Below are 13,626 nucleotides of genomic sequence, written 5' to 3' on the forward strand. Positions count from 1 at the left end.
CGTTCCGCAAACAGAACGCTTCCCTCCGGAAACCGTCCGTCGTGGAACAGCCCCTCCCTCGTCGAGAAGTCATCCATGTCCTCCTTCACCACCCGCATACGCGCGGCCGCGCCACCGTCCGCCGTGGCCGCCGGCCTGATCGCCGTCACCGTCGGCGTCACCAGCTCCGCCGCACTCGTGTTCACCGCCGCGCGGACCGCCGGAGCGGGCCCACGGGAGATCGGCTCGTGGATGTTCGCGCTCGGCATCGGGCTCGGTATCACCTGCATCGGTCTGTCCCTGCGCTACCGCGCCCCCGTCGTCACCGCCTGGTCGACACCCGGTGCGGCCCTGCTCGCGACCGGTCTCGCGGGAGTGCCGATGGGGCAGGCCGTCGGCGCGTTCGTGTTCTCGGCGCTGCTCGTCCTCGTCACCGGCGTGACGGGGTGGTTCGCCCGCGCCATGGCCCGCATCCCGGTGCCGATCGCCGCGGCCCTGCTCGCCGGGGTGCTGCTGCGGTTCGGCACCGGCCTGTTCGGCGCGATGCACCACCATGCCGCCATCGCCCTTACGGTGTTCGCGCTCTACCTCCTGGCGCGCCGCTTCGCGGCCCGGTACGCGGTGCTTCTCGCACTCGCCGGCGGAGCGCTCGCCTCGGTCGTCGCCGGCGGCTGGCACACGGACAGGCTGCGGGTCTCGCTCGCCGCCCCGGTCCTGGTCGCGCCGGACTTCGACCTGAGAGTCCTCGTCGGCGTCGGCGTGCCGCTGTTCGTCGTCACGATGGCCTCGCAGAACCTGCCCGGAGTCGCCGTGCTGCGCGGCTCGGGCTACGACGTCCCCGTGTCACCCCTGCTGTCCTGGACCGGAGCGGTCAACGTCCTGCTCGCCCCGTTCGGCGCGTTCGCACTGAACCTCGCCGCCATCACCGCCGCGATCTGCACCGGACCGCAGGCGCATCCGCACCATGCCAAGCGCTACGTCGCGGGTGTGTGGGCCGGCGTCTTCTACCTCTGCGTCGGTGTCTTCGGCGCCACGGTCGCCTCCCTGCTCACCGCCATGCCGCAGGCGCTGGTGCTCGCCACGGCGGGAGTCGGCCTGCTGGCCACGATCGAGAACTCCCTGGCCACGGCCCTGTCCGACCCGAAGTCCCGGGAAGCCGCGGTGGTCACCTTCCTCGCCACCGCGTCCGGCGTCACCCTCCTCGGCATCGGATCCGCCTTCTGGGGGCTGCTCGCCGGCGCCCTCACGGCCTTCATCGCCCGCGCCGGCCGACGCGCCGCCCCCGTACCGGCGGGCCCGGCGCCCATACCGGCAAGCCCGACGCCCGTACCCCCGCGCGAGGGCACGACGGACACACCCGAGCCGCGTCCCTGCGAGGATGCCGAGGCCTGATCCGCTCACGCCCCGATCGGGCGCAGGCGTACGGGGAGGGAGACGTGCCCGTTGCTGATCAGGCTGGGCAGCATCGCCAACTCGGACGGTGCCTTCGCCAGTTCGGCGTCGGGGAAGCGCTCGAAGAACAGCCTCAGGACGGTGGCCACTTCCAGGCGGGCCAGTGGCGCGCCCAGGCAGAAGTGGACGCCGTGTCCGAAGGCCAGGTGTTCCTTGCTGGGGCGGGTCGCGTCGAAGCGGTCGGCGTCCTCGTGCCAGCCGGGATGGCGGTTGGCGGCGGCATAGGAAGCGAGGATCGCCTCGCCCGCCCTGATCGTCCGCCCGTCGGGAAGGGGGATCTCGGCGCGGGCGTAGCGCAGGGGCAGGTGCTTGACCGCGGGCTGATGGCGCAGGGTCTCCTCGACCACGTCCGGCCAGGTGCAGCGGCCCTCGCGTACGTGGGCGAGTTGCTTGGCGTCGGACAGCAGGGTGGTGATGGCCTGGTCGATGACGTTGACGGTGGTCTCGTAGCCGGCGCTGATCATCAGCAGCAGCGTGTCGCGCAGCTCGGTGTGGCTGAGGGCGGAGCCGTCGCCCTCGTCGTCACGGGCCGCGATCAGCAGCGAGGTCATGTCCTCGCCGGGCCGGGCGCGCTTGACCTCGATCAGGGTGTCCAGCAGGCCGTAGAGGGCGGCGGTGTTCGCGGCCTGTTCCTCGGCGGAGAGGTGGGTGGCGAACACGTTGTCCACTATGACGCGGAACTCGGTGCGCCGGTCGGCGGGGACGCCCATGAACTGCCCGATGACGGCGATCGGGAGCGGGTAGGCGAGGTGTTCGCGCAGGTCGGCCACCTCACCGGCGGGGAGGGTGCCGAGTGCGTCGAGCAGGCCGGTCACGAGGGCCTCGATGTCCGCCTGGAGGGCGGCGGTGCGGCGGGCCGTGAGCGCGGGGGCGACCATGCGGCGCAGCCGACTGTGATTGCCGCCGTAGGCGGTGAACATGCTCTCGACCGCCACCCACAGGGCCAGGGGCCAGGTGGGTACCGTCTGGGCGAAGGCCGGCCAGTGGGCCCGCCCGTCCTTGGAGACGTCCTTGCTGGTCAGCAGCTTCTTGAGGAGGTCAGGATCGGAGACGGACCAGGCGTGCACGCCGAGGATGTCCACCATGGTGGCCGGTCCGCGTTCGAGCAGGGCCCGCTGTTCGGCGTCCGGGTCGGATCCGGTGGGGTCGAGGACGAGTACCTGCTGCTCAGGCATGGCGAGCCTCTCTCCGTTCATGGCGTTCATGGCCGGGCGCCGCAGGGCCTGGCACGGTCGTCCTCGCTGACCAGCGGCGTCCGGTTGCCCGGCGGAGCGGTCACTTGGTGACTGTACTGCCGTCACGGCCCTGCGGACGCGCCAAAGTCCGCCAGAATCAAGGCAGTTGCGGGTTGACCAAGCCGGGCGCGTCCTCGGCTGTGTCCGCCCCCAGGCCCGCCAGCAGACGCAGTCCGTCCTCGGCCGGGCTGCCGGGGGCCGCGGACAGCACGAGCAGCTCCATGCCGGATTCGTCCGGCAGCGCGAAGTTCTCCTGGTGCAGCTCCAGCACTCCCACCAACGGGTGCCGGTACGCCTTGCGTCCATGGGTGCGGGCGCGCACGTCCGCACGGGCCCACAGGCGGCGGAAGCGCTCGCTGCCCATCGCCAACTCACCTATGAGCGAGGCCAGTCGGGGGTCCTCGGGGTACTTGCCGGCGGCCAGGCGCAGATGCCCGACCACGTCGAGCGTGCAGCTCTCCCAGTCCGCGTACAGGCCGCGCTCGGCCTCCTCGAGGAAGATGTGCCGGGCCGTGTTCAGGCCCGGCAGCGGCCGGCCGTAGAGGAGCCCGGCGAGACGGTTGCCTGCGAGCACATCCAGCCGGTGGTCCATGATCAGCGCGGGTGCGTCGGGCACCAGGCCGAGGACGCGCAGCAGCTCCGGGCGGACGCGTCCGCCCGGCGCCTTCGCGCGGCGGCGGCGCTGCCGGGCGAGCCGGTAGAGGTGCTCGCGTTCGGTCTCGTCGAGGCCCAGGACGCGCGCGAGGGCGTCGAGGACCTGCTCGGAGGGCTGGGTCGCGCGGCCCTGCTCCAGGCGTACGTAGTAGTCGACGCTGACGCCCGACAGGTGCGCGACCTCCTCACGGCGCAGCCCGGCGACCCGGCGCCGGCTGTCGGCGGGGATGCCGACGGCCGCCGGATCGACCCGGGAACGCCTGGTGCGCAGGAAGCCCGCGAGATCGTCCATGTTCCCCAGTATGGCCTCGGTGGTGCTCGCGAAGGTGGTCCCGCCGGTACCAGGAAGTCCGGTCCGACGGAAGAGGCGCCCCTGAACGCCGGCCTCGGCCGCGCTCAGTATCGAGACGTCCCAACCGAAGCAGCTCAGGAGCTCTCATGAAGACGCTGATCGTCTACGCCCACCCGGAACCGAAGTCGCTCAACGGATCACTGAAGGACCTCGCGGTGTCCACCTTGGAGGCCGCCGGGCACGAGGTGCGGGTGAGCGACCTGTACGCGATGAACTGGAAGGCGGTCGTCGACGCCGCGGACTACGGTCCCGAAGCCTCCAGTCCGCTGAAGGTGCCCCTGGACTCGGGCCGGGCCTTCGACGCCGGGACGCTCACCCCGGACGTCCGCGCCGAGCAGGAGAAGCTGCTGTGGGCGGACACGATCGTCTTCCAGTTCCCGCTGTGGTGGTACACGATGCCCGCGATCCTGAAGGGCTGGGTGGACCGGGTGTTCACCTACCGCTTCGCGTACGGCGTCGGTGAACACAGCGACACCAGGTACGGCGACCGCTTCGGCGAGGGAACCCTCGCGGGCAGGAAGGCGCTGCTGTCGGTGACCGTCGGCGGTCCTCGGTCGCACTACGCCGCTCGCGGCATCAACGGCCCCATCGACGATCTCCTGTTCCCGATCCAGCACGGCATCCTGTACTACCCCGGCATCGAGGTGCTTCCGCCGTTCGTGCTGTACGGCACCGACCGGATAACCGACGAGGACTACCCGGGCATCGCCGAGGCCTGGCAGCAGCGCCTGCTCACCCTGGAATCCACGCAGCCGATCGCCTTCCGGCGGCAGAACTTCGGTGACTACGAGATTCCCTCGCTGACCCTCAAGGAGGGACTCGAGCCCGAGGGGCGGTCCGGCTTCGCACTGCATGTGCGGGACTGACCACCGCCGGGGTCCGCCGGTCCCCGAGGGGCCGCACCCGCACGCGCGCTCGGAGCGTCACTGCCCCAGCGCGGGGGGCCTACTCAGGGGGAGTTGAGTACGTGGGCTCATCCCGGGTGGTCGCCGCGCGGCCAGTATGGACGCAACGGCGCAGATGAGAGCGCCGGTTCATCCAGTGAACACTCCGAGGGGAATTCTCATGGCGCGTCGTATCGCTCTGTCCGTGGTTGCCGGTGTCGTCGTCCTGGGGGGTGCGGGTGCGTTCGCTCTGGCCTACGCCGGTGAGCAGCCTCCGGCGCCGGCCCACAGCACGGCCCGCTACACCGCTCCGGCCGGTGACCGGGACGGGTCGCTGACCTTCACCACCGACGTCACGGCGTCCTCCGGGGTGAAGAGCGTGAAGGTGCTGGCCTGGCCGGCGAACTCAGCCTTCGCCAAGCGCGGCCTGACCGTCAAGGACATGACGAGTGCGGAGTCGGCCGTGTGCGAGCCGTCCGGTGAGGACACCGTCCGCTGCACCTACAAGGTGGCCGTCACCCGTGCCGACGCCGACGGGTCGCCGCGTGGCCGGTGGCACGTATCGGTACTGGCCACCGCGAAGAACGGCGACACCACGCTCGACACCAAGGCGGCCGACTTCACCGTCGCGTGATCCACACACGCGGGTGATCGGCCCCGGATCGTCGTCGATGCGACTACGCGGCGCGGCGCGTCAGCGAGGACGCGCCCGCCGCGAAGCCCGTCTCAGAGGTCACGGACCCAACTGCCGTGGAAGCCGAGCGGCACCCGCCCCGGCAGGTGGACGCGGGCCAGCGGCGGCGCGGTGAAGTCCTGCGCGGCCAGGATCACCAGGTCCGCCGCGCCGCGGTCGGCATTGTGCACGTAGGCCAGCGCATAGCCGTCGTCCTCGGCGCCGGGCCGGAAACCGGCACCGGCGCGCGGGCCGTGCCCGCGCCGCCACTCGTCGCCGTCCGGGTCGCGCGGCACGAAAACCGCCTCCCCGGCAGGCGAGTTCTTCGGGAAGCGGTGCACCTGCGTGGTGCCGCGCAGCAGATCGTGCTTGATCAGCGCGTCACCGAAGTCCTCGTCCGGCGGGACGCCGTCCACCGTCTCGTAGGCCCGCCACATCGCCCCGGCGGTCGCCGCGTAACCGTAGCGGTGGCGGTGGGCGACCAGGCCCTCGCGCACCCGCGGGAACTCCTGCGGCCGGTCGTCGATCCGGTGCGTACGCACCCGCCCGTGCTCCAGGTCGATCGTCCACCGGTCCAGCCGTGGCGTGCCGGTGGCCGACGGGCCGTCGGCACCGCGTCCGGCCGCGAAGAACGGCGCCGGCATGGACACGAAGTCGACGACCACGCGGGAGCCGTCGTCGTAGGCGTTCAAGGTGTGCGAGTAGTACGCCGACGGGTCCGCCTCGAACCAGCGGACCGGGCCGCCGACCCGGGGCATCACGCCCACCCGCGCGGGATGCCGGTCGTTCCACACGTACGGCACCGGCGCGCCCGCCTCGGCCGCCGCCATGTCGAAGGTCACCGGTGTGTCGAAGACGACGACGTACCGTTCGGTCAACGCGAAGTCGTGCATCATCGGGCTGTCCGCGACCGGGATACGGGTGGTCCTGGCCACCCTGCCCGTGTGATCGACCACCAGGTGCCGCACATGGTCCCAGGTCGGGTAGTACGTGATCGCGTGCAGTTCGTCGGCCTCCGCGTCGTACTTGGTGTGTGCGGTGAACGCGTCCTTCAGCGAGCCGCCGAAGTCGAACGTGCCGACAGTGCCGAGGTCCTCGCCCAGCTCGTACGGCATGGGGCCGCTCTCCTGGCAGGCGAGCACGCGGCCCTTGTACGGGATCACGTGGGTGTTGGCCGCGAAGTCGTTCGCGGGCACGGGCCCGGGGTAGGGCTCGCCGAGTTCGGCGGCCACGTCACAGGAGCGCACCCAGCGGTTGCGGTACCACTCGGCGCGGCCGTCGCGCAGCCGCACGCCGTGCACCATGCCCTGGCCGAGCATCCAGTGGTGCGCGCGGGGATCCTCCAGGCCCAGCACGTTGGGGCCGTTGCGCAGGTAACGGCCGTTCAACTCCCGCGGGATGCGGCCGGTCACCGGCAGGTCGAAGGCGGTGACCTCGTCGGTCACCGGCGCGAACGCCCCTTCCAGGAAGGGGAAGCGGCCCGGCGCGGCAGCGGCGTTCGCGACCGCGGGCGCGGCCCGGGTCGCACCTGATCCGCCGGCCGCCCACACCGGGCCGCCCCGCAGCGTCGCGAACCCGCCCACCGCGGCGGCCGCACCGCCGCGCAGCACCCGCCGCCGGGTCGCCCCGGAGCGCGCGGCTGCCGAAGTCCCGCCGCCCCGGCCGTCCCTGCCGCGTCCACGGTCCTCGCCGCTCGCACCGCCGTACGCTCCGCCCCGTCCGGTCCGCGTCATGCTGTCCCCACTCCCCGCGCCGTCGTTCGTCCTGATGCAGTGGTGCCGTGGTGCCGTACTTCCGCTCACCACGACCTTCTCCCGGCACCGGGTGGGCGGTCATTAGGGGCCGCACCCGTCCCGGGGGTGTCGACAACCCCCCTCCGCGCGGGGGGCCGGACCCGGCACGTGGTTCCGTCATCGGCGGCGGCCGGTCAGGGAGATGACCTACGGTGCTCCCGTGGTGCACATCAGGGTGATGAACGAATCCGACATCGACGCCGTCGCCTCCATACGTGTGGCCGGCTGGCAGTGGGCCTACACCGGGATCATCCCCCGGGCGTACCTGGACGCCATGACGGTCGAGGAGGACGCGCGGCGGCGCAGAGCCGCCTTCGCTGCCGCGAGCCCGCGACGGGTGGATCTGGTGGCCGTGGACGACGGGCTCCGTCCGGTCGGATGGGCGTGTTTCGGGCCGTCTCGCGATCAACCGCATGATCCGGAGACAGGTGAGCTCGACGCGTTGTACGTGCATCCGCGCCGGATCGGTGAGGGGATCGGGCGCGCTCTCCTCGAGGCGGTCCACGCTCATGAGGCGGGCCGTGGATTCACCACCTGGCAGCTGTGGGTGCTGCGGGACAACGTACGGGCCCGGCGTTTCTACCGCGCGGCGGGATACGCGCCGGACGGTGCGGTCGAGACAGGGACTTACGGAGACGAAGAAGTCGAAGAAGTCCGCTACGGGCGCCCGGGCGTCTGACCGCTGCGCCGCGAAGCGGACGAGCTTCGCACAGTGGGGGCCCACAGAGGTGAGCGGCGCGGCGCCGTGCTGTCGCTCGTCGGCATCAGGACGTGTGCGGTGCCCGGAGTCCCTGCAGGAGGAGGGCGATCAGGCGTCGCGGCTCGTAGCGGGGGTCGTCGTCGCGTCCGATGCAGAGGTTGCCGATGCCGCGCATCAGCTCGTACGGCTGCGTGCCGGGCCTGATGGCGCCGGCCGCGACCGCGGCGTCGAGCAGTTCGGCGCAGACGGGCAGCAGGCGGTCGAGGAAGTAGTCGTGCAGCGCGGCGAACCGGTCGTTGTCGGACTGGAGGGCGTCGGCGAGTCCGTGCTTGGTGACGAGGAAGTCGACGAAGAGGTCGATCCACTCCCGCAGCGCGTCGAGCGGTGAGTCGGCGCTTGCCAGCAGCTTCGGCCCGGCCTCGGCGCACGCCTCGATCTGGTGGCGGTAGACGGCGGTGACGAGATCCGCCCGGGTCGGGAAGTGCCGGTAGATCGTAGCCATACCCACACCCGCCCGGGCGGCGATCTGGCGGATCGGCGCGTCGACGCCGGAGGTGACGAACACCTCGGCCGCGGCGGCGAGGACCGTCTCGCGGTTGCGACGGGCGTCGGCCCGCTTGCCCCGGGACGGCGACTGACCTGCGGGGCTGTCGGAGGTCACCGCGCACTCCTTCTCTACCGATTGACAAAGCGGAGCAGCGCTCCGGATACTTAATCGGAGCGGCGCTCCGCTTCAGGTTAGCGGAAGCGGGACGCCTCTGTCCGCCTTGCCCGTCGCCCGTCAGCCGTTGCCGGTCGCAGGTAGCCCGTCACCGGTCGCTCATCGCCGCTCACAGGAGACCGGCGAGCGGCAGACGCCAACAACAAGGGAACCCATCGTGAGCACACCCACGTCCGTCTTCACCTCCACCTCCACTGTCACCACCAGCGACGGGTTCGGCGCGCCCGCCCCGGTCCTGTCGTACAGCCCCGTGGTCCTCCCGGTGCCCGGGCGCCCCGTAGACCTCCAGCTGCGCGTCTCCGCACCCGCGACGGGAACCAACCTCCCCGTCATCCTCCTCTCCCACGGGCACGGGCCCTCGCACAACCTCTCCTCGCTCAACGGCTACGCGCCGCTGGCCAACCTCTGGGCCGCCCACGGATTCATCGTCATGCAGCCCACCCACCTCACCTCCAGGACACTGAGCCACCTGGTCACCGACGCTCCCGGCGCGCCCGACTTCTGGCGGTCCCGAGCCGAGGACATGACCCACATCCTCGACCGGCTCGACACGATCGAGCGCACCGTCCCGCAGCTCGCCGGGCGGATCGATCGCGCCAAGGTCGCCGTCGCCGGACACTCGCTCGGCGGCTTCACCGCGGCCCTCCTGCTGGGCGCCGGGCTCGACGACCCCGACACCGGGAACGTGGTGCACCTCGTGGAACCCCGGATCAAGGCCGGTGTACTGCTCGCCGCGCCCGGCAGGGGCGGCGACGTCTTCAACGGGCCCATGGCCGAGCAGTGGCCGGTCATCGGCGCCGTCGACTTCTCCACCATGGCCGCGCCCACGCTGGTCGTCGCCGGTGACAAGGACGACTCCCGGCACTTCACGGACATGGGGCCGGACTGGCACGCCGACCCCTACACCCTCGCCCCCGGCCCCAAGACCCTGCTCACCCTGTTCGGCGCGGAACACGGACTCGGCGGGATCGCCGGCTACGACGCGGCCGAAACGACTGACGAGAGCCCCGAGCGAGTGGCCGGCCTCGCCCGTCTCACCGCGGCCTACCTCCACACCCAGCTCCACACCGGCACCCTCACGTGGCAGCTGGCGTGCGAGGCGCTGACAACCGGCAGCCACCCCGTGGGACGGGTCGAGGCCAAGTAGGCAGTAGGCCGGTCGGCCTGGTTGGGTGCCGAAGCGTTACGCGGTGGCGGGCAGCACGTGGTCGCCGACCTTGTCCGTGCTCAGGCACAGGGAGCAGACCACCGCGTCGTGGGTGGCGCAGGCGGCGAGGTCGGGGCGTTCGTAGGGCTGGTGGCAGACGTGGCAGTCGTAGGTGACCGCGCTCGGGTTGCCGTCGGCGTCCAGCACGGGCTCGTCGATTCCGTCGTCGGTGCGGCGCAGGTAGTACCTGCCCTGGGTGACGACGGCCATCAGCGGGGTGAGGACGAAGGCGAGGACGGCGGCGGCGACGGGGGAGTACGGCTGGAGGGTGTCGCCGAGGGCGTGGAAGTACATGGCGATCGACAGCCCGGAAGCGGCGAGGAAGGCGACGACACCCACCGGGTTGACGGCGAACAGCATGCCCCGGCGGAACTCGGGCTGGAGCGGTGACAGTTTGAGCAGATACTTGTTGACTCCGATGTCGGTGGCGACGGTGACGACCCAGGCGATCGCGCAGTTGGAGTAGAAACCGAGGATGTCGTTGAGGAAGCTGAACATGTCGGCCTCCATCAGGACGAGGGCGAAGCCGAGGTTCACCAGCACGAAGACCATGCGCCCGGGGTAGTGCCGGGTGACGCGGGTGAAGGAGTTGGTCCAGGCGAGCGAACCGGAGTACGCGTTGGTCACGTTGATCTTGATCTGACTGATCACGACGAGGGCCACGGCCAGCGGGAGGACCATCCAGGACGGCATCATCGCGTCGAAGGCGCCCTTGAACTGCTGGATGGGCTCGGGCGCCGCGCTCGCGCCGACCTTGGCCAGGATGTACACGGCGAGGAAGACACCGATGGCCTGCTTGAGCGCGCCGAGCACCACCCAGCCGGGGCCCGCCATGATCACCGCGGTCCACCAGGTGCGCTTGTTCTCCTCGGTCTTGGGCGGCATGAAGCGCAGGTAGTCGATCTGCTCGCCGATCTGGGCGATGAGCGAGAGGCAGACGCCCGCGCCGAGGAGGACCGAGGCGGTGTTGACGCCGCCGTCGCCGTCGGTTCCCGCGTAGGACAGGAAGCGGTCGACGGTGCCCGGGTCGGTGGTGATCAGGTAGACCAGCGGGGCGATCATCAGCACCAGCCAGACGGGGGTGGTCCACACCTGGAGTTTGCTGAGCGCCTTCATGCCGTAGATGACGAGCGGGATGACCATCAGCGTGGAGACGGCGTAGCCCAGCCAGAGCGGCAGCCCGAGGCCGAGTCTGAGGCCCTGAGCCATGATCGAGCCTTCGAGGGCGAAGAAGATGAAGGTGAAGCTGGCGAAGATGGCGCTGGTGAGGACCGAGCCGTAGTAGCCGAAACCGGAGCCCCGGGTGATCAGGTCCAGGTCGATGTTGTAACGGGCGCCGTAGTACGCGAGCGGGAATCCGGTGACGAAGATGACCACCGCGGCGACGGCGATGGCGACGAGTGCGTTGCCCGTGCCGTGGGCCAGCCCGATGCCGGCACCGATGGAGAAGTCGGCCATGTACGCGATGCCGCCGAGCGCGGTGGTCGCCACGACCATCGGGGTCCAGCGCCGGTAACTGCGGGGTGCGAAGCGGAGGGTGTAGTCCTCCAGGGTCTCCTTGACGGCCTGGTCGGCAGCGTCCTTCAGCGTTCCCTGTGTCGCCTGTGGTGACTCGGTGGTACTCATGCCACGTCTCCCGGTGGGACTGGGTGCGGGTGCTGCCGTGTGTGGGAGCCCCGTGTGGCGTCGTCGGCGGCACGAGGGAGTCGGGCGGGTTGCCATGAGTCGTCGCGACGGCCCTGCTACGACTGCTGTCCCACGGCCGGTCACACTAGGGAGGGGTTGTTACCGACGGTTCCTATTGACGTGAACACGGTGTTGCCGCAGGTCCGCGTCTGCAGGCCCCCGACGGGGGCGAGGCCGGCATCCACAGCTTCTCTGCATCCGGCGACGACGCTTCCAGCTCCGGCCGAAGCGAACTGGTATGAGCCGGTAGGAATTCCGTTGTCGTGCCATCGTCACGGTCACATGCTTCAGAGCATGACCACTGAGGACGACTTCACCGACGCCACCGTCACCCTGCGCGTCAGCGTGCGCGATCTGCTGCCCCGGGATCTGCCCGCCTGCACCTGGTCCGGCTCGGCCACCCACCTGCGCCACGTGGAGCGGGAATTGGCGCGGGCCGCGTCGGGCGACGTGGACTACCTGGCGGTATGCACTCCCGCGGGTCTGCCGGTGGCGATCGGCGGCATCGACTATCAGGTCTCCAAGGGAGCCGGGACCCTCTGGCAGCTCGCCGTGCTGCCGGCGCTGCGGTCCTGCGGCCTGGGAACTCTGCTCATCCGCGCTGCGGAACTCCGGATCGGGCGCCGCGGGTCGCACAGGGCCGAACTCGCCGTGGAGGAGGACAATCCCCGGGCACGCGCGCTGTACGAGCGCCTGGGCTACGTCGCCTACGGCCGCGAACCGGACGCCTGGGACGCAGAGGGGCCCGACGGGTCGATCCATCGCCACGAGACGATGTGCGTCCTCATGCGAAAGAGTCTCTGAGCCCCGCGTCCAGCGGCACTCGCGGGCGGGGCGGGGCGGGGCGGCCTCGGCGTCGGTCGCGGCGGCGCACCGCGGCCAGAAGAGGGAGCGCCGAGCGGATCCAGCCCGACGACTGGACCGCGGCCGTCCATATCGTGAGTACCAGGCCCCGACGAGGGCGGTCAGCGGCCCGTGACGGCGGCGGACAGAACCTCGTCGGTGGTGCGTACGGCGGCACCTGCGTGCGCCAGTTCGTCGAGGGCCCGGTCCTGTTCGGCGGCCGAGACGGTGGCGGTGGCGTCGGAGACCACGGTGACCCGGTAGCCCGACGCGAGCGCCGTCCGGGCCGTGGCGGCGACCCCGTGCGCCGTCGACAGACCGGCGATCACCAGGCCGGTGACGCCCAGGGCGCCAAGTCGCTCACCCAGGTCGGTGCCCGCGAACGCGTCGAGGCCGTGCTTGGCGACCAGCACATCCCCGGGCCGCGGAGTGAGCCGATCGGGCAGCCGGTTGGCGGCGGCCCCGGCTCCACCGTCCGCGCCGGCGGGGTCCAGATGGCGAACCAGGATCACGTCCGCGAACGCCTCCCGCAGCCGAGCGCAGGCATCGACGACCTCCGATGCCGGCCTCGGTTCCCATGGGTGCATGTCCAGAATCCAGTGCTGCAGATCGATGACGAGCAGACCGGTACGGACGGTGGTCACGCGATTCCTCAAGTGCCGCTCGCAGACGTGCAGTTCGGCCGTCGAGGCTAGCAGAAGTGATCAGCCGGCGGCTCGGCACACCTCGGCTCGGCCACACCTCAGCCGGAAGCCCGTGGACCTGGGCGGCCTGCTTCGGTGGCTGTCGCGGTGCGCGGCCTCGGGGACAGAGCCGCGCGCAGTGCCGGGGTGAGGACGTGGCGGGTCTGGGACGGGGTGAGGGCGGCGGGCGTGGGGAGGGGGTTGAGGTAGCGGGTGTAGATGAGGCCACCGAGGATCGTCACCACGGCCGTGGCGCGGGCGGTCGCATCCCGGCCGCCGAGGAATTCAACAAGCCGGGCCAGCAGCTCGCGTTCCAGGTATTCGCGGATCACCTCGGCGGCCTCGTCGCCCTGGGCGGTGAGCTGGAGGAAGTCGGCGTCTTCCCAGAGGCCCGTGACCGCGTCGATCAGGCGGTCGGGGAGGGTGGCCGGGTCGCCGCCGAGGACGTCGTCGACCGCCAGCGCGTTCGCGCACTGGAACTGCATCACGTCCGCGAACAGGCCCTTCTTCGAGCCGAAGTGGTAGGCGATGAGCGCCGGGTCGACCCCGGCGGCCGCGGCCACCGCGCGCACCGTGGTGCGCCGGTATCCACGCTCCAGGAACAGCGCACGGGCCGCCGAGACGATCGACTCGCGGGTCGGCGGGTTGCCGCGGGGGCGGCCTCGGGTGCGGGCGGGGGCAGGGGTGGCGTTATTCATCAGCGTTGAGCCTGCGTCCCGTGATCGACACAGTCAAGGGCGTTCCGGACACCACACGAGGGGATG

General features: G+C 71.2%; 13 protein-coding genes. 6 read left to right on the forward strand and 7 right to left on the reverse strand.

The window, feature by feature from the left end; all coding sequences use genetic code 11:
• The first annotated feature begins 75 nt into the window (after positions 1–75).
• A complete protein-coding gene (locus ACZ6CZ_RS07290; RefSeq protein WP_469016011.1) occupies positions 76–1,371 on the forward strand; it encodes a benzoate/H(+) symporter BenE family transporter in 1,296 nt (431 codons plus the stop codon).
• A 5-nt stretch (positions 1,372–1,376) separates the two neighbouring features.
• Here ACZ6CZ_RS07290 and ACZ6CZ_RS07295 read toward each other — a convergent pair whose 3' ends face one another.
• Both ACZ6CZ_RS07295 and ACZ6CZ_RS07300 read right to left on the reverse strand, forming a co-directional pair.
• A complete protein-coding gene (locus tag ACZ6CZ_RS07295; protein ID WP_469016013.1) occupies positions 1,377–2,606 on the reverse strand; it encodes a cytochrome P450 family protein in 1,230 nt (409 codons plus the stop codon).
• A gap of 157 nt (positions 2,607–2,763) precedes the next feature.
• Entirely contained in the window at positions 2,764–3,612 is an 849-nt protein-coding gene (locus ACZ6CZ_RS07300) for a helix-turn-helix transcriptional regulator (protein WP_469016015.1), read from the reverse strand.
• 146 nt (positions 3,613–3,758) lie between these two features.
• Between ACZ6CZ_RS07300 and ACZ6CZ_RS07305 the strand changes: the two genes are divergently transcribed.
• Both ACZ6CZ_RS07305 and ACZ6CZ_RS07310 read left to right on the forward strand, forming a co-directional pair.
• A complete protein-coding gene (locus ACZ6CZ_RS07305) occupies positions 3,759–4,538 on the forward strand; it encodes an NAD(P)H-dependent oxidoreductase (RefSeq protein WP_469016017.1) in 780 nt (259 codons plus the stop codon).
• A 199-nt stretch (positions 4,539–4,737) separates the two neighbouring features.
• Complete coding sequence (locus tag ACZ6CZ_RS07310; RefSeq protein WP_469016020.1) at positions 4,738–5,190, forward strand: DUF5707 domain-containing protein; 453 nt, start codon at positions 4,738–4,740, stop codon at positions 5,188–5,190.
• A 92-nt stretch (positions 5,191–5,282) separates the two neighbouring features.
• On the opposite strand, the gene ACZ6CZ_RS07315 is transcribed toward ACZ6CZ_RS07310, so the two are convergent.
• The gene (locus tag ACZ6CZ_RS07315; protein WP_469016022.1) at positions 5,283–6,962 is read right to left on the reverse strand and encodes a carotenoid oxygenase family protein; all 1,680 of its coding nucleotides are present in this window, start codon (positions 6,960–6,962) and stop codon (positions 5,283–5,285) included.
• A 220-nt stretch (positions 6,963–7,182) separates the two neighbouring features.
• On the opposite strand from ACZ6CZ_RS07315, the gene ACZ6CZ_RS07320 reads away from it, so the two are divergent.
• Complete coding sequence (locus tag ACZ6CZ_RS07320) at positions 7,183–7,701, forward strand: GNAT family N-acetyltransferase (protein ID WP_469016024.1); 519 nt, start codon at positions 7,183–7,185, stop codon at positions 7,699–7,701.
• An 85-nt stretch (positions 7,702–7,786) separates the two neighbouring features.
• On the opposite strand, the gene ACZ6CZ_RS07325 is transcribed toward ACZ6CZ_RS07320, so the two are convergent.
• Positions 7,787–8,383, reverse strand: a complete 597-nt coding sequence (locus ACZ6CZ_RS07325) for a TetR/AcrR family transcriptional regulator (RefSeq protein ID WP_469016027.1) — start codon at positions 8,381–8,383, stop codon at positions 7,787–7,789.
• A gap of 217 nt (positions 8,384–8,600) precedes the next feature.
• On the opposite strand from ACZ6CZ_RS07325, the gene ACZ6CZ_RS07330 reads away from it, so the two are divergent.
• Positions 8,601–9,590 carry an alpha/beta hydrolase family protein gene (locus ACZ6CZ_RS07330; RefSeq protein WP_469016029.1) on the forward strand — a complete coding sequence of 330 codons (990 nt, stop codon included), beginning with the start codon at positions 8,601–8,603 and terminating at the stop codon, positions 9,588–9,590.
• A gap of 36 nt (positions 9,591–9,626) precedes the next feature.
• On the opposite strand, the gene ACZ6CZ_RS07335 is transcribed toward ACZ6CZ_RS07330, so the two are convergent.
• A complete protein-coding gene (locus ACZ6CZ_RS07335; RefSeq protein WP_469016032.1) occupies positions 9,627–11,276 on the reverse strand; it encodes a purine-cytosine permease family protein in 1,650 nt (549 codons plus the stop codon).
• Positions 11,277–11,630: 354 nt separating this feature from the next.
• On the opposite strand from ACZ6CZ_RS07335, the gene ACZ6CZ_RS07340 reads away from it, so the two are divergent.
• Positions 11,631–12,140, forward strand: a complete 510-nt coding sequence (locus ACZ6CZ_RS07340; protein WP_469016035.1) for a GNAT family N-acetyltransferase — start codon at positions 11,631–11,633, stop codon at positions 12,138–12,140.
• Positions 12,141–12,301: 161 nt separating this feature from the next.
• Here ACZ6CZ_RS07340 and ACZ6CZ_RS07345 read toward each other — a convergent pair whose 3' ends face one another.
• Together ACZ6CZ_RS07345 and ACZ6CZ_RS07350 are read right to left on the reverse strand one after the other, a co-directional pair.
• The gene (locus ACZ6CZ_RS07345) at positions 12,302–12,823 is read right to left on the reverse strand and encodes a cysteine hydrolase family protein (protein ID WP_469016037.1); all 522 of its coding nucleotides are present in this window, start codon (positions 12,821–12,823) and stop codon (positions 12,302–12,304) included.
• 98 nt (positions 12,824–12,921) lie between these two features.
• Positions 12,922–13,560, reverse strand: coding sequence for a TetR/AcrR family transcriptional regulator (locus ACZ6CZ_RS07350; protein ID WP_469016040.1), 639 nt, complete (start codon positions 13,558–13,560; stop codon positions 12,922–12,924).
• Between the last annotated feature and the right edge of the window lie 66 nt (positions 13,561–13,626).

It is taken from the genome of Streptomyces sp. NPDC041135, assembly GCF_055592085.1.